Below are 16,197 nucleotides of genomic sequence, written 5' to 3' on the forward strand. Positions count from 1 at the left end.
TGTCATTTTCAGGTTAAATCCAGCTGATTTTTTAGACTTAACGTTAGAAAGGAACGTTTAATAACTGACTTAAGAAATGTGGAATGAGCTTCGGTTCAAGAATAATCGTCATGATTACACCATACGCTGCGCCCCAAAGGTGTGCGCTGTGGTTAATGTTGCTGTTGCCACGTTTACCTGACCAGATACTATAAGCAACATATAGCACGGCAAAAATAATCGCAGGAACAGGAATAAAGAATACAAAAATCAGTTTCCACGGCTCAAACAAGATATAAGCAAAGAGTACTGCAGATACCGCCCCAGAAGCCCCTAAACTTGCCCAATGGGTATCGTGCTTATGTTTTAAATAACTCGGAATAATCGCTGCGATCAAGCCGCCCAAGTAAAACAGCACAAAGCCCATGTCGAAGAAATATTGGCGATAAAAACTTTCAATCACGCTACCAAAGAAAAATAAGGTAATCATGTTGAACAATAGGTGCGCGCCATCTGCATGAATAAAACCATGGCTAATAAATCGGTCATACTCGCCACGACTAAGGGCTGGCGGCCAAAATAACAAACGATTCATCACTTTCTGATTTGAAAATGCAATCAGTGAAATCACCACCGTAATCAGGATAATGGTCACGGTGTGGTTAAAGGGTAGGCCCAACATATATGACTATTCTACTTGTTAAAATTTATGCTCAATAATGCCATTAAATCTGCCTAAAGCGTGAACTTTCAGAATAATTCCGACAATTTTAGTTGATTTTTTTCTAATGCCCCGCATCTTAAGTTAAAATAGCGACTTCAGCTTGAGGAAATATTGTAATGTCGACTGAGAACAACAGCACAGCAGTTGCTGAAGAAATTCCAAACCTATTGATCACTCCAAATGCCCAAGAGTATTTGAAAGATCTTTTGGATAAACAAAATACACCGGGCATTGGTGTACGTGTTTTTGTGGAAAATCCGGGTACGCCACGTGCTGAATGTTGTATGGCTTACAGTGCACCAGAAGAAGTTGTGCCTACAGACTATAAACAAGACTATCCAGATTTCCCTGCATTTATTGACACACCGTCTATTCCATATCTTTTGGATGCGGTGATTGACTATAACAAAGACCGTTTTGGTGGTCAGTTAACATTCCGTGCACCAAACTCAAAAGTGCCACGTGTGGGTCCAGATGCCTCTGTAGAAGAGCGTATCACTTATGTTCTACAGTCAGAAATTAACCCTGGCCTTGCAGGTCATGGTGGTAACTGTGCACTGGTAGAAGTGGTTGAAGATGCAGAACATGGTTTAACTGCAGTGCTTAAATTCGGTGGTGGTTGTCAAGGTTGTTCTTCAATCGATTTAACCTTGAAACAAGGTGTTGAAACAACATTGAAGCAGCATGTACCTGAATTAATGCGCGTTGTTGACCAAACGGATCACAGTAATACTGAAGGTGCTTATTTCAAATAAGTTCAGTATTTTTATAAAAAGCCGCAACCTTGCGGCTTTTTTATTGTCTAAATCAAAAAAACGAAGATTTTTAGATATTTCTAGGGTTTTTACATCAAAATGATAAGCTATATCACAAATATAAGTGAGAATGATTATTAAAATTAATTGCAATATTGTTTGTGGTGGTTACAATGTGCAACACATTATTCTAGATTTCTCCATAAATACGTTCATTTGGAAGCACTCAATGACCAAACAACTATTCAAATCAACGCTGACACTTTCAATCCTCTGTGCATTGGTGAGTTTGTCGCATGCAGAAGATGTGCAAACTGAAGCAACAGACGAATCCGTAACGAAGATGGAAACCATTGTTGTTACCGCAGCAGAACAGGTTAAACAATCATTAGGTGCTTCAAAAATTACGGCAGAAGATTTAGAAAAAATGCCGGTTGTGAATGATATTTCAGAGCATGTGCGCCGTATGCCGGGTGTGAATTTGACTGGTAACAGTGCCACAGGCCAACGTGGTAATAACCGTCAGATTGATATCCGTGGTATGGGGCCTGAAAACACGTTGATCTTAATTGATGGTAAGCCCGTAAATTCGAGAAACTCAGTACGTTATGGCTGGCGCGGTGAGCGTGATACTCGTGGCGATTCGAACTGGGTACCTGTAGATGCTATTGAATCGATTGAAGTACTGCGTGGTCCAGCTGCAGCGCGTTATGGTTCAGGTGCGATGGGTGGTGTGGTCAATATTAAAACCAAGAAAGTGACCAACGAAGTGCATGGCTCTGTGGAAGTTTTTACCAATCAGCCTGAAGACGCTAAAGAGGGTGCTAGTCACCGTGAAAGCTTTAACTTGAGCGGGCCAATTCTCAAAGATGTCCTTTCATATCGTTTATACGGTAGTTATAACAAAACCGATTCAGATGCTGCGGATATTAATGCCTTAATGGACAATGCCGCGCGTATGGCGGGTCGAGAAGGCGTTGAAAATAAAGATATTGCAGGGCGTTTGGCTTGGCAGTTGAACGATCAACAAGTCTTGATGTTTGACGCAAGTGTTGGCCGCCAAGGCAACCGTTTTGCAGGTGACAGTCAAAACAGTGTATTTGATCCAGCCGATCCAAACAAAGCGCCTATTCTATCGGCTTTAATTGGTGAAGAAACCAATACCATTTATCGTGATAGTTTTGCATTAACCCATGAAGGTACGTGGGGGTGGGGTGACAGTAAACTCATTGCGCAATATGACAAAACCAAAAATAAACGCCTACCTGAAGGAACAGGCGGTAGTACTGAGGGACAGATTAATAATCTTGAAAATAAACAAACGTCATATCTAGAAACCATTCGCTTTAATGCAGAAGCCAATCTGCCGTTCCAATGGTATGTCCCACAAGTATTAACTTTAGGCGCTGAATGGGTTGAAGATGACTTTACCGATACGGTTAATACACAAGCTGGCACAGGCGGTTTTGGTGATGTGTTGACCTCAGGTGACCGTTCACACATGGATTCACGGATTGCGTCGGCCTATATTGAAAATAATATGAATTTGGGCGAAAGCACCGATGTTGTTTTGGCACTGCGTTATGATAATCATAGTAAATCGGGAGATAGCTGGAGTCCAAGTCTCAATATTACGCAAAAGCTTGGCGACTATTGGACATTAAAAGGTGGTGTGGCTAAGGCGTATAAAGCACCCAATATGTACCAAAATGCGGAAGGTTATCTGTTAAGTACTCGCGGTAATGGCTGTCCGATTGGGCTGAGCCAATGTCTATTACAAGGTAATGGCGATCTCAAACCTGAAACTTCAGTGAATAAAGAGTTAGGTGTGCAGTTCGAAAAAGACATCGTGAATGCAAGCTTTGCATGGTTCCGTAATGATTATAAAAATAAGATCGTTGCGGGGGATACACGTCTGGAAGAACTAGAAGTAAATGGTACAACGTATAATGTACTGCGTTGGATGAATACGCCGGAAGCTTTGGTGGAAGGTGTTGAAGGAAGTATTTCTTTAGATTGGGGTGATATCACGTGGACCAATAACGTTACCTATATGATCAACTCTGAAGATAAACGTACTGGCAATCCGCTTTCAGTGATTCCGAATTACACCATAAACTCTATTTTGAACTACAACATCACGGATCGATTAGACAGTAACTTTGTCTATACCCAATATGGTCGTCAAAAGCCACGTCAATATGCAGAAACCAGTCTCGAAAACAAAGCTGGCTTAGCGATGGATAGCGTGAAAAGTTATGGCATTGCAGGCATTAACTTTGGTTATAAATTTAATGCGGACTTGAGTGCTCGTATCGGTGTGAATAACCTATTTGATGAGCAAAAACTGCGTGATAAAACGGTCAACCAAACATATAACGAGCCGGGTCGAGCTTACTATGCAAGTTTGAAATACCAATTCTAAGTATTTCCAAAAGAAAAGCCGCTTCACGCGGCTTTTTTTATGTTGGGATATTTAAAATTTTCAGTGCTTCACTTGAGTAGTAGAATTGTTCTAAATAGAGACGTGAACGCTCACGCAAATAACCCGACTCAATCATTTGTTGAACGATAGGATTGAGTAAGTTTTGAAGTTCATGCTGAATCAGTGCTTCATCAATATTTAAATCACGTAGCAATAAATCAAAAGGGCGTTCTGCATTGCGCACGTACCAAGCGTATACGCCATCATGCACTTGCTGTTTCATATACTCAGACTGTCGCATAAAGTCCCAAATTTCATGACCCATGGCAACTGTTTGCGGCAAGTCCTGAACTTCAACATAGTTCTTTAATACTGAAACTGGCAGCGCTTTAATTTTATGCCACAAATTGGCTTGAAAATGGTACAGCTTATGATCATCAAAGTGCTGATTTAACACGGTTTCACTCATTTGACTGAGCTTTAAAATATTCTTTTGTAAGTATTTGCTGACTGCATTATCTAAATTGGTATCAGTGACATTTTCCAGTACCGATTTCCCCATTTTCATAAATCGTGAAACACCGGGGACAGATTTCGCAATAACTGAGTTGTCTAAATAATCTTGTATCGCATGTTGAATCAACTGACTGATCATGGCTGAAAATGCAGGATTGTTGACCATGGTATGAATTAAACGTTGACGATGTCCCTGTTTACTCGCCACATACTGTGCAATTTTATCAATGGTCAACACAGGAATGATTTCGGCAATCGTGGTGCTGTCATTTGCAGGATGAATCAGTGCAAATTTGATATGTTCAGCAATTTGCTCAATCAGAAATTGACTTGCAGGGGTATTTAAAATTTGTTTCTGCAACAAGGCATTGATTTGATCAAAACTCCAAATCTGCTGCAAAGTTTGTTTACGAAACCATTGATAAAAATGGGTGAATTCAGTGGCTACGGTATCATTGTGTGAAAAGCTCTGATCTAAAAAGTTCAGTTGAGCGTCAATCAACTGCTCAATCATCGGGTTTTTCTGCATACTTTCCCTGAAGTCCCAGTGATGGGTATCTAAAAATGGCGAATGCTCAGTTTAACTGAATCAGTTTATCTACCAAAGGGTTTTTAAACTTTTGACTTTTCGCAAGGAAAGGTAAGTAATGGTCTGCAACTTGTTGTTCGGCTTCTAAGATTGGCATATGACCGACGTTATTTAAAATTACAGGGGTTTCTGCACGTTTCAGTAATGACTTGAGTTCGCCAGCCACTTCAACATTAAAAATTTTATCTTGTTTGCCCCAAAGGATCAGGGTTGGTGCTTCCACCGTTCGTGTTAATCGAGCAAAAGTTTCAGGGGTGTAGATTCGATTGAGTGTGACGACTTGATCGATCATTTTACTGGTGAAGGGCGCACGCGCAATTAAGATATTTTCCTGCGCTTCTTTAAGCTGTGTTGGAACATTGGGCGGATTTTGCATGAGTTTATGCATAACATCATCTAAATCACCCGGTTTTGAAACGATTAAATTTTTAAGTTTATACGGGTCGCGGGTATAACTGGTATTGGCCTGTTTATAAATGCCCGCGCTGTTGAGTAAAAATAGGCTTTGGGTATCAAAGGGATATTGAGAGGCATATACCGTGGCAATGGAACCACCCAATGAGTGACCTGCGACATTCAGTTTATCTTCAATATCTATTTTAAGGACAAACTGGCGTAGTTGTTCCGTGACATTCGGCACTGAGACATCAAAATCGACCGGCACATGCGTATCGCCATTGGCCGGTAGGTCGGGGATAATCACGTGATAGTTCGGTGTTAAATAATGCGCAACACGATTCCAATTATCACGTGTGCCACCTAAACCATGAATCAGCAAGATGGTAGGTTTAGAGCGTTGACCGCCTTCGCTATAACTCCAATTCACATTCCCGACTTGAACACTGTGTGTGACTAAACCAGCCGCTTTACGCTCTTGGCTCAAATAGTTTTGCACGATAGAGGGTACAGCCAGGTTTTTGCTGATGGGAGACGGATTTGCAGCCAAAGTGTTGTTGGCAGTAAACGTCATACAGCAAATTGTTGCTAGCTTGAAAAAGCCAAAAATGCGTGAATGATGTCCTTTCATTGACGTTTACCCCAGTTAAATCGAATCGATATATTTTTTAGATCATTTATATGACTATTATCAGAATGGGCTGAAATAGCGAAAGCGTATATTTATGAAATATATTGTAAATTAAAAATGACCTTTGTCATCCATTGCTTTTTTGACGTGGTTAAACTTGCGTTTTAATAATGTGAACCATTACAGAAAAAATAATTTTTTTTGATGAATGTGGAGTAGCATTTTCTATCAAGATGCATCGTCGTAGAAAAAATTCACAGCAATTGTTTTTGCAAGTGACAATCGATTCGACTGGGATTAAAATATTGCAACTTCGGATAAGGGTAATTAGAACATGCTAGCAGCAGCAGAAGCTTTAGATCGTTTAAAGAAAGGGAATCAACGTTTTGTAAACGGTGAAACGAATCACCCGAAGCTTTTGACGCATCAACAACGTGCTGAAATGGCCGAAAGCCAAGAACCTTTTGCGATTATTTTAGGGTGTTCAGACTCACGTGTTCCTGCTGAAATGGTCTTTGACCAAGGCTTAGGCGATTTATTCGTGATTCGTGTTGCAGGTAATATTGTGGCACCGTCTCAAGTCGGTAGCGTGGAATTTGCAGCAGAAAGCTTTGGATGTCCTGTGGTCATTGTATTGGGTCATACACACTGTGGCGCGATTCATTCTACGATTGAAGCTTTAACTAATCCTGCGACACCACCATCAGCAAACTTGATGTCGATTGTGAACCGCGTTCGTCCATCTGTAGAAATACTCATGCAAACTGAATTGAAAGATGACCTTGAAAAACTTTCAATGCATGCAGTACGTTCAAACGTTTTTGCATCAGTGAATCAACTTCGTCATGGTTCAGCAGTCCTCGAAAACTTAATTGCGCAAGGCAAATTAAAAGTGGTAGGCGCTGAGTATTCACTCGAAACAGGTGAAGTAAGCTTCTACGATTTCTAAGCAAATTACAGTAAAGACAAGATATTAAAAAAGGCGCTCAAATGAAGCGCCTTTTTTATGAACCGATTTTCACCAACTAAATTTATAAACTTGCTTTGATCAATGGATAAGCATTGTTCAGCAAAATTGTTTGCGCTTTGGCATTCGGGTGGATCTGATCTTGTTGCATTAAGTTTTTATGTCCCGCAACCCCTTGCATAAAGAAAGGCAATAATTTGACTTTGTACTGTTGGCTCAACACTTGATAGTTATTTTCAAAAGCTTGGCTATATGCCTTGCCATAATTCGGTGGAATTTTCATTCCAAATAAAATGACTTTCGATTTGGCCTGTTGGCTTTTTTGAATCAGCTGCGCTAAATTTTTTTGAATTTGTGCAGGGGGCTGTCCGCGTAAACCATCATTACCACCTAACTCAATCACCACAAGGTCTGGACGATGAGTTTGCAACAGTTTAGGCAGTCGTGCCAAAGCACCACTGGTGGTTTCACCGCTGACACTTGCATTGACCACTTTATGTTGTTTCGGATACTGTTGGTCTAGACGTTTTTGTAATAAGTGGACCCAACCTTGCTGCACTGAAACACCATAACCTGCACTTAAGCTATCGCCCAAAATCATGATGGTTTTGGCAGAGAGCAGCATCGGGCAGAACATCAGTGCAATAGCCAGCAAGTAACTCAATAGACGATTATTTTGAATGCGATTTTGCATATAGGGAAGATATGACCCAACTCACGACAGATGTTGACATCATGCCACAGGCGATTATTTCTGCACAGCAATTGACACAAAAGATACAACTTCCACAAAAACAGTTATCGATCTTCGAACAACTCGATCTTGAAATCTTTGCAGGGGAACAAGTTGCGATTACTGGTCGTTCTGGTTCAGGTAAATCCACCTTGTTGGGTATTTTGGCGACCTTAGATCAGGCCAGTTCGGGACAATTACGGGTCTGTGGTCAAGACATTCATCTATTAAATGAAGAACAGCGTGCTCAAGTCCGTTTGGCTCATATTGGATTTGTCTTTCAGTCTTTCCAGTTGTTGCCACATTTAACGGCACTGGAAAATGTCATGCTGCCGCTACGGCTAAAAGCAAATTTTCAGGTCAAAGCCGCCGAAGAAAAAGCATTAAAACTGTTAGCAAAGGTCGGACTAGAACGCCAAGCGCATCAAGCTCCCAAAGTTTTATCCGGTGGTGAGCAGCAACGGGTTGCGATTGCCCGTGCTTTGGTGAGTGAACCCGATCTGATCTTTGCAGATGAACCGACAGGCAATTTAGACAGTGCAACGGCACAGGAAATTGAACAATTGTTATTTCAGTTAAATCGTGAAATGGGAACCACATTGGTATTGGTGACACATGATGCCGATTTGGCCCGTCAATGTCAGCGCCATTTTGAATTGGTCAATGGTCAATTGATTGAGCATCGAACAGGAGATGCTGCATGAATCTTTTGGCACTGTTTCGACCACTCTTACAGCTGAGTTTTAAAACCACGGGTGTGTATTTATTATTGATCGCACTAACCTTGGCGATCAGTGCCACCACGGCTTTAAAGTTTAGTAATGTACAAATTCAAAATGCTGTAGCGCTACAAGCTGCTGAAATGTTGGCAGCAGATTTGGTGCTGACAGGCAATGAACCAATTCCACAAGAGTGGCGACAACAAGCCAAAGCACAGCAATTAAAACAATCGAATGTCACGCTATTTAGCAGCATGGCGCACACTGATCAGCAATTTGTCATGGTTAATGTCAAAGCCGTTGATGCTGCATTTCCATTACGAGGTGAACTCGAAACAGAACCGAAACTAAACCGTTCTATACAAGCAGGTGAGGTCTGGTTAAGTCCGCGTGCTATGGATTTGTTGGGCGTTAAGGTTGGAGATCAGATCAATATTGCTGATGCTGCTTTTCAAGTCAGTGCCAAAATCATTCATGACACCAATCAAGAGCTTGGCTTCAGTGGTTTTTCACCGACGGTTATGATTGCGCAGTCTGAGGTGGCGAGAACCAATGCCATCCAAGTAGGAAGCCGGATTGAATATCGCCTGTTAATGGCTGGAGATGCACAAAATACACAGCGATTTGAAAAACTGTATAAGCAGAAATTTGGCGATCAAAGCGAAAACCGTACTGCTAAATCAGATCATGCGCAGGTTCAAGATGCGGCTCAAAGCAGTTTAAAACTGAGAAATGCCAGTGAAGGCAATACCCGCTTGATGAAGCCGATAGCCAACCTAGAAACGTTTTTACAACTGGCGAATATTTTAACCATTCTACTTTGTGGCATCGCCATCGCATTAACCAGCCAGCGCTATGTACAACAAAATCAGGATGCCATTGCACTGATGCGCTGTATTGGATCGACCAAACAGCAAATATTAAGTGCTTATTTGGCTTTACTGTTGGTTGTACTCGGGCTTTCAATCCTGTTTGGAAGTGTGATTGGTCTGGGATTGGGTTATGGTTTATTGCAACTGATGCTACAGCTGATTCCAAATTTACAGTTAGAGTTTTCAGCCCTGTCTATGCTGCTTGGCCCGCTTCCCATTGCAATATTCACCAGTGCGATTGTGTTATTAGGATTTGTTCTACCAAGTCTTTGGCAATTATTAGGGACACCGCCAGCACGGGTGATACGACAACAAGAGCGTTCTGTACGTTCCATGCTTTGGATGCTTAGTTTCGGGACACTTAGTTTGGTGGTGTTTTGTGTGGTTTTAACTGAAAATTTTCAACTCACCCTGTGGCTGATTTGCGCCATCATCTTCCTATGTATCGGCCTATATATGATGGTTTGGCTCAGTTTAAAGGCCTTGAAAAGTTGGGGGACGAAAATCTCAGCGTATATACGCACACCGTATCAAACGGCATTTCAAATTACCGCATTAGCATTGGGGCTAAGCCTGATCACGGTTTTAGCGGTATTGCGTACAGATTTGCTGGAACGTTGGCAACAACAATTACCACAAGGGACACCTAACCAATTTGTTTATGGATTACCGCCATTTGAGTTGCAGGATTTTAATCAACAACTCAAGCAGCATGGTTGGCAAGGGACGCCGATGTACCCGAATATTCGTGGGCGTTTAGTTGCCAAAAATGATCTTCCTTTTTCGGATGTCTTAATTAAAAGCAATAATTCATTACGCCGTGAATTGAATCTCACACAGGCTGCAACTTTTCCAAAAGATAATCAAATCATCGCGGGCAATCAGCACTTTCAACAGGTTAACGAAGTATCGGTAGAAGTGAAAACCGCACAAGAACTGGGTATTCAAATTGGAGATCGACTGAGTTTTAGCCTTCCTGAAGGGATTTTACAAGCCAAGGTGATCAACCTTCGCAGTGTGGAGTGGGAAAGCTTTAGTCCAAACTTCTTCTTTATTTTTTCTCCCCAAACCATGGATGAAAATGCAGGCAGCTATTTGGGGAGTTTCTATGTTCCACCACAAGATAAAAATCAGTTAATTGGTCTAATTCAGCAGTTTTCGAATACCGTGTTTATTGATGTCAGTCTGATTTTGGATGAGATCAAACGCATCGTCAGCGTATTGGTTCAGATTATTACTATCTTGGCGCTATTGGTCAGTATTTCAGGCATTTTGGTCTTGATCGCATGTTTGAACTTATTTATGGATGAACGCAAAAAAGAAGTGGCATTACTGCGTTCCTTTGGCAGTTCCAAGCAAAAGCTAAAGTCGATGCTCAGTTTGGAAGTTGGTTTGATGGGGCTAATTTCAGGTGTCGTGGCATGTATTTTTGCCGAAGTAATCAGTGCGATTGTCAGTTATAAAATGGAACTGGTCATCCAACTACATGCCGAGATTTGGTTGATCCTCCCATTGGTAATGACCTTAGTCTGTACATTGATTGGACGTTATCGCTTAAGTTATCTTTGCGACATCCCACCCTTAGAAAGTTTGCGTGAACTAAATAGTTAAGCGTGGAGAAGGTTAACGGTTGAGCTAATTAAAAGTGGAGCAAGAACCTAGTGCGTAGTTTGGATTTAGACAAGATTTGACGTGTTTTCAACATGTCTGTGTTGATAGCCACTGGGTTCATTCCACTATTTAATGTGCTGTGAGCGATTGCTTCATCAGCAGGATAAAGTGTTCCCAAAGCGGTAAAATCGGTTGGATTAATTGTTGGCAATGCAGATAAAACAGATAGCATCCGACAGTTGCGGCGATTAGACCGATCATTTGAATGATTAGGGATTGATGTACTTTTTGTCCTAAATACCAAATAAAAGCCAACGCAGCCCCCATCAACATGCCGCCAATATGCGCGGCATTATTAATTCCACTGATCATAAAGCCCATCGCGAGGTTAATGCCCATCACCATTAATAAAGTTTTTTTATCCAGATAAAATTGCTGTTTAGGTAAAATGGGGAGCAGCGAAATAATCGTCAGCGCTGCACCGAGACCCATCACTGCACCCGATGCGCCTGCACCAATACTCGGAAAAAGCTGCTGATTGGCTGCACCTTCGGCCAATAATGCATAGCTGTCTTGAATGGTTAAATAACCACTCAATAAACTTCCCATCAGTCCGGCTAAAACATACAGGCCGAGGAAGTAGAAACGACCTAACATTTGCTCGGCAACACTGCCAAAAATATACAAAGCCCACATATTCAACATCAAGTGAATCAGGCCAAAATGAAAAAACATACTGCTGAATAAGCGGATGGGTTCCTCTAAAAAGGTTAAAGGTGCATAATCAGCACCCCAACGCAAAGCATCCAGTGTGTCGGGTTGGCTTACGTTCATTCCATGCAACACTTGCCAGCCAAAGAGTCCAACATTGATGGTAATTAAGAGTGCCGTGATCCACCACAGTTGGATTTGCAGCTTACGGGTTGATACAGCAGGAGGGCTGAGTTCAGACATGCTATTCTTGTACTGTGTCAAAAAATTTAAAAATAAGCTTAACATGAAAAAACAGAATTTCTGGAGTAACACACTGACATGAAAGCCTTTATTGTTCGTACATTGTTAATTCTTGTCAGTCTTGTGCTTTTGGTGCAGCTTTGGATCTTTGGTAGTCTGGTGTGGTGGCGTACACATCCTGTGGAATCCACGATGATGATGCGATTAGATTATTGGTCAGAGCCGTCTAAACCGATTAAGCATGAATGGCGTGATTACGACCAAATCAGTGATTATGTCAAACATGCTGTTGTTGCCGCGGAAGATGGCAAGTTTTTACAACACAAAGGTTTTGATTGGGAAGGCATGCAAAATGCCTTAGAACGCAATAAAGATAAAGGCAAAGTAGTCGCAGGTGGGTCTACCATTTCTCAGCAATTGGCAAAAAACTTATTTTTGTATAACAAGCGTTCATTTATTCGAAAAGGGCAGGAAGCCGTTGCAACATGGATGATGGAGCGCATGTGGACGAAGCAACGCATTTTAGAGGTATATCTCAACTCGGTTGAGTTTGGGGATAACATTTACGGCGTAGAAGCTGCAACACAGCACTACTTTGGTAAAAGTTCAAGGAGTTTGAGTCGAGAGCAAGCAGCGTTTATTGCGGCTATTTTACCCAATCCAAAATATTATGATGAAAATCGACAAGATCGTAAGCTAAATTATCGTAAGCGCATGATCCAAAAATATATGCGTTATAGCCATATCCCAGATTAAGAACGATCTAAACACTCGTCAAATGGCATGGCAGTGATTTGAATTACAACAAAAAGCTCATATTAATGGGCTTTTTTTATGAAATTGTCATAAATTTGAAGCATACTAAACTGAGTACAGCACACATTTTTTATATGGGTTTGAGATGAATACCGCAGCTGAAGTCGCGCAAGTACCTACTGAATATACTTATAATGATCGTTATATCAATCGAGAGTTATCGATTCTCGACTTTCATCTGCGTGTGCTCGAACAAGCGGTTGATCCGATACATCCATTACTTGAACGCATGAATTTCTTGCTGATCTTTTCACGTAACTTAGACGAATTTTTTGAAATTCGTGTTGCGGGAATGATGGAACAGCTAGACTTAGGCAATGAAAGCCGTAGTCCAGATGGTTTGACACCAAAACAAGTATTAGATGAAATTTCTGCGACAGCGCATGCGGCAATTGAGCGCCAGTATCGTATTTTAAATCAAGAAATTTTACCTAAACTGCGTGAGGAAGATATTTGCTTCTTACGCCGTGGTGAGTTAACCCCTGCACAATCGGCTTGGGTAAAAAAGTATTTCCAAGAACAAGTTGCACCAGTTTTAACCCCAATTAGTTTAGATCCTGCACATCCATTCCCTCGCTTGGTGAATAAGTCGCTGAACTTTATTGTGACTTTAGAAGGGAAGGATGCGTTTGGTCGTCAGATTGACTTAGCCGTTGTACCTGCACCGCGTTCGCTGCCACGTGTCGTTCGGATTCCTGATGAATTAACCGGTGGTAAAGAGCATCATGTGATGCTATCGGCAATTATTCATGAACATGTCTCTGACTTGTTCCCCGGTATGACGGCGACGGGTTGCTACCAATTCCGCGTGACGCGTAATGCCGATTTGGCTTTGAATGAAGATGTTGAAGATTTGGCTAAAGCCCTCAAAGGTGAGTTGAATTCACGTCGTTTTGGTCGCGCCGTTCGTTTGGAAGTGACAGAAAATTGTCCGCAGCATATTTATGAATATTTGCTTGATGAGTTCGATTTAGAAGAAGAGCAACTCTATAAAGTAGATGGACCAGTTAACCTTGCACGTTTACTGTCAAACTTTAAACGTCCACATCTACGTTATGACGCGCATATTCCTGTTATACCGAAAGTACTCAAAAAATCTGAAAACATTTTTAGTGCGATGCAAAAGCAAGATATTTTGCTACACCATCCTTTTGAATCATTCGCACCTGTAATTAACCTACTGCGTGAAGCTGCACGTGATCCACAAGTTTTGGCCATTAAACAAACGCTTTATCGAAGTGGTGCAGACTCTGAAATTGTGCAAGTTTTAGCGGAAGCAGCACGTAATGGCAAAGAGGTTACCGCAGTAATTGAGCTTCGTGCACGATTTGATGAAGAATCAAATATTGCTGTAGCCAATGTATTACAAGAAGCGGGCGCAGTGGTGGTGTATGGCATCGTGGGTTATAAGACCCATGCCAAAATGATTTTGGTGGTACGCCGTGAAAATAATAAATTGGTGCGTTATGTGCATTTAGGTACGGGTAACTATCATGCGGGCAATGCGCGCATCTACACCGATTATGGCCTGTTAACCACTGATAAAGAACTCTGTGAGGATGTACATCGCATTTTCCAAGAGCTGACTGGTATGGGCAAAATGGCGAAGTTGAAAAAACTGCTGCATGCGCCATTTACCTTACATGCTCAACTGATCAATTATATTGATAATGAAATTGCCAATGCAAAAGCAGGTAAGCCTGCGCAAATCATTGTCAAGGTTAATGCATTAACTGAAGTTCAGTTGATCAATAAACTGTATGAAGCGTCACAAGCGGGTGTACAGATTGATTTAATTATTCGTTCTATTTGTTGTTTGCGTCCGGGATTACCGGGGCTGTCTGAAAATATTCGCGTACGTTCTATTGTTGGCCGTTTCTTAGAACATACCCGAGTATATTATTTCAGTAATAATGGCGATGCACGGATTTACTGTTCAAGTGCAGACTGGATGGATCGTAATTTATTTAATCGTGTGGAAGCCTGTTTCCCAATTGAAGATCCAGCCTTGAAAAAGCGTATTTATCAATTAGGTTTAGTGAATTATCTAAAAGATAATCAGCAAGCTTGGTTACTCCAAAGTGATGGACGTTGGATTCGTACCCATGTTCAAGAGGGCGAAGAAGCACATAATTCACAGCATGTACTTTTAGATGCATTTAAATAAATATGCTAAACAAAGTAAAAGGGAGCATCTGCTCCCTTTATTTTTTTAAATTTATAAATTGTTTTTGAATCCTTTATCTCAGCTAAATTTAGCTGTAGCTACAAATTTTGCGGTAGATATTTTTGACAAAACCATCAATTTGATAAGTAGAAAGTTTTAATTCATTGACCATCTGCTCTTGAGTCGCACTATGGCTGACCATATCTAAAATTTGATATTCAGCTGGATTTAGACTGAGCTGCTTCGGCGCTGCATTTTGCGGACTAAAAGTTTCACTCAATAAAAATTTAGCAAAACTAGGATGAAGGGCAGCCCCACCTCTTAAAATGGTTTTCAGTTGGTTATAAGTGTCTTCAATCGGTTGTTGAATCAGCATATAGGCGGTTGCACCGATCTGAATCGCATGTAAGGTTAAATCAGCAGATTGTTCATTGACTAAAATGATGAGATTACTTGAAGGATAGATTTTCTTAATTTTATGTATGAATGAGATATCAGACTGTTGCGTGACCACTAAAAAGATTAAATTTGGCAATTGATTGAAAATTTGTTGTTCTGCATCTGCTAAATTTTCTGAAAATGTAATGAGGTCTTCAGGATAACCGAGGTCTCCTAAGATGTTAAACAGCACTGTTTTTGAAGTCATTGATTGATGATCAATGATCAAAACGGGTACTGGTAATAAAAATTCACTCATCATACATTTCGCTCATTTATTATTTTTAATCAAATTGCATTTCCATAATGTGCATGGAAGTGAATTAGAAAAATATACCTAGAAGTAGTGATTTATACATCAAAGTATAATTAAGTTATTGTGATATAATAGAATTTAATTAATGTATGGTTTTTTGTGTTTTTCATTATGTTGAATGCAAAGATTTATAGTTTTTTCGTTTTTATTTTTAGAATATTGATTAAATAATCATCAGATTTCGATTCGAATTGAAAATAATAAATGAAATGTGAAAGCAGTATTTTGACAACTAATAAATTGAACTGTTTCTGATATGAGTTAATATTCACCTATTGCTTAGTTATTTTAAACATGAATATTAGTGACTATTTAAAATAATGTGATTTATTTCTCATTATGGTTATTTTATAGCACAAAACATAATTATGAAAAAAGCCCTTTGAAAATGAATCAGACGTACTTTATCTAAAATACCTGAAACTAGTGATTTTAACGAAAGTTATATTTTACTAAGATGTATTAGGGTCTGTTGACATTTGTTGATTAAAAAAATAGCGAGATAGTAAAATTAAATCGCCAAACCCAATTTTACACTCGCTATGCCTCGAACAATGCTAAATGATCAACACTGGTCCAAGTTACTTGC

At 40.5% G+C, this 16,197-nt stretch carries 13 protein-coding genes; 7 read left to right on the plus strand and 6 right to left on the minus strand.

The genetic code is table 11. From position 1 onward, the window contains the following. Positions 1-43: 43 nt before the first annotated feature. Entirely contained in the window at positions 44-661 is a 618-nt protein-coding gene (locus FTT88_RS12955; protein WP_111884441.1) for a rhomboid family intramembrane serine protease, read from the minus strand. Between the two features lie 158 nt (positions 662-819). Between FTT88_RS12955 and nfuA the strand changes: the two genes are divergently transcribed. Next, a complete protein-coding gene (nfuA, locus tag FTT88_RS12960; RefSeq protein WP_078189947.1) occupies positions 820-1,458 on the plus strand; it encodes a Fe-S biogenesis protein NfuA in 639 nt (212 codons plus the stop codon). 229 nt (positions 1,459-1,687) lie between these two features. Next, a complete protein-coding gene (locus tag FTT88_RS12965; RefSeq protein WP_180005269.1) occupies positions 1,688-3,883 on the plus strand; it encodes a TonB-dependent siderophore receptor in 2,196 nt (731 codons plus the stop codon). Positions 3,884-3,920: 37 nt separating this feature from the next. Here the strand turns inward: FTT88_RS12965 and FTT88_RS12970 are convergent, their stop codons facing one another. Both FTT88_RS12970 and FTT88_RS12975 read right to left on the minus strand, forming a co-directional pair. Beyond that, complete coding sequence (locus tag FTT88_RS12970; RefSeq protein WP_180005270.1) at positions 3,921-4,928, minus strand: hypothetical protein; 1,008 nt, start codon at positions 4,926-4,928, stop codon at positions 3,921-3,923. Between the two features lie 46 nt (positions 4,929-4,974). Then, a complete protein-coding gene (locus tag FTT88_RS12975; RefSeq protein WP_373683073.1) occupies positions 4,975-6,015 on the minus strand; it encodes an alpha/beta fold hydrolase in 1,041 nt (346 codons plus the stop codon). 334 nt (positions 6,016-6,349) lie between these two features. On the opposite strand from FTT88_RS12975, the gene FTT88_RS12980 reads away from it, so the two are divergent. After that, positions 6,350-6,964, plus strand: coding sequence for a carbonic anhydrase (locus tag FTT88_RS12980; RefSeq protein ID WP_078189941.1), 615 nt, complete (start codon positions 6,350-6,352; stop codon positions 6,962-6,964). Positions 6,965-7,046: 82 nt separating this feature from the next. Here FTT88_RS12980 and FTT88_RS12985 read toward each other — a convergent pair whose 3' ends face one another. Next, the gene (locus FTT88_RS12985) at positions 7,047-7,676 is read right to left on the minus strand and encodes an arylesterase (RefSeq protein WP_078193022.1); all 630 of its coding nucleotides are present in this window, start codon (positions 7,674-7,676) and stop codon (positions 7,047-7,049) included. Positions 7,677-7,687: 11 nt separating this feature from the next. Here FTT88_RS12985 and FTT88_RS12990 point away from each other — a divergent pair, with 11 nt between their 5' ends. Further along, positions 7,688-8,419, plus strand: coding sequence for an ABC transporter ATP-binding protein (locus FTT88_RS12990; RefSeq protein ID WP_180005271.1), 732 nt, complete (start codon positions 7,688-7,690; stop codon positions 8,417-8,419). Continuing rightward, on the plus strand, positions 8,416-10,917 hold the full coding sequence (locus FTT88_RS12995) for an ABC transporter permease (RefSeq protein ID WP_180005272.1): 2,502 nt from the start codon (positions 8,416-8,418) through the stop codon (positions 10,915-10,917). Before FTT88_RS12990 ends, FTT88_RS12995 begins: the two co-directional genes overlap by 4 nt. 129 nt (positions 10,918-11,046) lie before the next feature. Here FTT88_RS12995 and FTT88_RS13000 read toward each other — a convergent pair whose 3' ends face one another. Next, positions 11,047-11,871 carry a rhomboid family intramembrane serine protease gene (locus FTT88_RS13000; protein WP_180005273.1) on the minus strand — a complete coding sequence of 275 codons (825 nt, stop codon included), beginning with the start codon at positions 11,869-11,871 and terminating at the stop codon, positions 11,047-11,049. Between the two features lie 78 nt (positions 11,872-11,949). Here FTT88_RS13000 and mtgA point away from each other — a divergent pair, with 78 nt between their 5' ends. After that, positions 11,950-12,627, plus strand: coding sequence for a monofunctional biosynthetic peptidoglycan transglycosylase (mtgA, locus tag FTT88_RS13005; RefSeq protein WP_078193019.1), 678 nt, complete (start codon positions 11,950-11,952; stop codon positions 12,625-12,627). 145 nt (positions 12,628-12,772) lie between these two features. Continuing rightward, the gene (gene ppk1 / locus FTT88_RS13010) at positions 12,773-14,854 is read left to right on the plus strand and encodes a polyphosphate kinase 1 (RefSeq protein ID WP_180005274.1); all 2,082 of its coding nucleotides are present in this window, start codon (positions 12,773-12,775) and stop codon (positions 14,852-14,854) included. 88 nt (positions 14,855-14,942) lie between these two features. Here the strand turns inward: ppk1 and FTT88_RS13015 are convergent, their stop codons facing one another. After that, the gene (locus tag FTT88_RS13015) at positions 14,943-15,554 is read right to left on the minus strand and encodes a response regulator transcription factor (RefSeq protein ID WP_180005275.1); all 612 of its coding nucleotides are present in this window, start codon (positions 15,552-15,554) and stop codon (positions 14,943-14,945) included. Positions 15,555-16,197 lie beyond the last annotated feature (643 nt).

The sequence above is a fragment of the Acinetobacter sp. YH01024 genome (assembly GCF_013420195.1).
In the GTDB taxonomy this organism is placed as follows: Bacteria; Pseudomonadota; Gammaproteobacteria; order Pseudomonadales; family Moraxellaceae; genus Acinetobacter; species Acinetobacter amyesii.

What these genes read in the sequence shown, in the direction of transcription:
- FTT88_RS12955 (WP_111884441.1), bottom strand. Translation starts at nt 661, where the DNA reads ATGTTGGGCCTACCCTTTAACCACACCGTGACCATTATCCTGATTACG.
- nfuA (WP_078189947.1), top strand. Translation starts at nt 820, where the DNA reads ATGTCGACTGAGAACAACAGCACAGCAGTTGCTGAAGAAATTCCAAAC.
- FTT88_RS12965 (WP_180005269.1), top strand. Translation starts at nt 1,688, where the DNA reads ATGACCAAACAACTATTCAAATCAACGCTGACACTTTCAATCCTCTGT.
- FTT88_RS12970 (WP_180005270.1), bottom strand. Translation starts at nt 4,928, where the DNA reads ATGCAGAAAAACCCGATGATTGAGCAGTTGATTGACGCTCAACTGAAC.
- FTT88_RS12975 (WP_373683073.1), bottom strand. Translation starts at nt 6,015, where the DNA reads ATGAAAGGACATCATTCACGCATTTTTGGCTTTTTCAAGCTAGCAACA.
- FTT88_RS12980 (WP_078189941.1), top strand. Translation starts at nt 6,350, where the DNA reads ATGCTAGCAGCAGCAGAAGCTTTAGATCGTTTAAAGAAAGGGAATCAA.
- FTT88_RS12985 (WP_078193022.1), bottom strand. Translation starts at nt 7,676, where the DNA reads ATGCAAAATCGCATTCAAAATAATCGTCTATTGAGTTACTTGCTGGCT.
- FTT88_RS12990 (WP_180005271.1), top strand. Translation starts at nt 7,688, where the DNA reads ATGACCCAACTCACGACAGATGTTGACATCATGCCACAGGCGATTATT.
- FTT88_RS12995 (WP_180005272.1), top strand. Translation starts at nt 8,416, where the DNA reads ATGAATCTTTTGGCACTGTTTCGACCACTCTTACAGCTGAGTTTTAAA.
- FTT88_RS13000 (WP_180005273.1), bottom strand. Translation starts at nt 11,871, where the DNA reads ATGTCTGAACTCAGCCCTCCTGCTGTATCAACCCGTAAGCTGCAAATC.
- mtgA (WP_078193019.1), top strand. Translation starts at nt 11,950, where the DNA reads ATGAAAGCCTTTATTGTTCGTACATTGTTAATTCTTGTCAGTCTTGTG.
- ppk1 (WP_180005274.1), top strand. Translation starts at nt 12,773, where the DNA reads ATGAATACCGCAGCTGAAGTCGCGCAAGTACCTACTGAATATACTTAT.
- FTT88_RS13015 (WP_180005275.1), bottom strand. Translation starts at nt 15,554, where the DNA reads ATGATGAGTGAATTTTTATTACCAGTACCCGTTTTGATCATTGATCAT.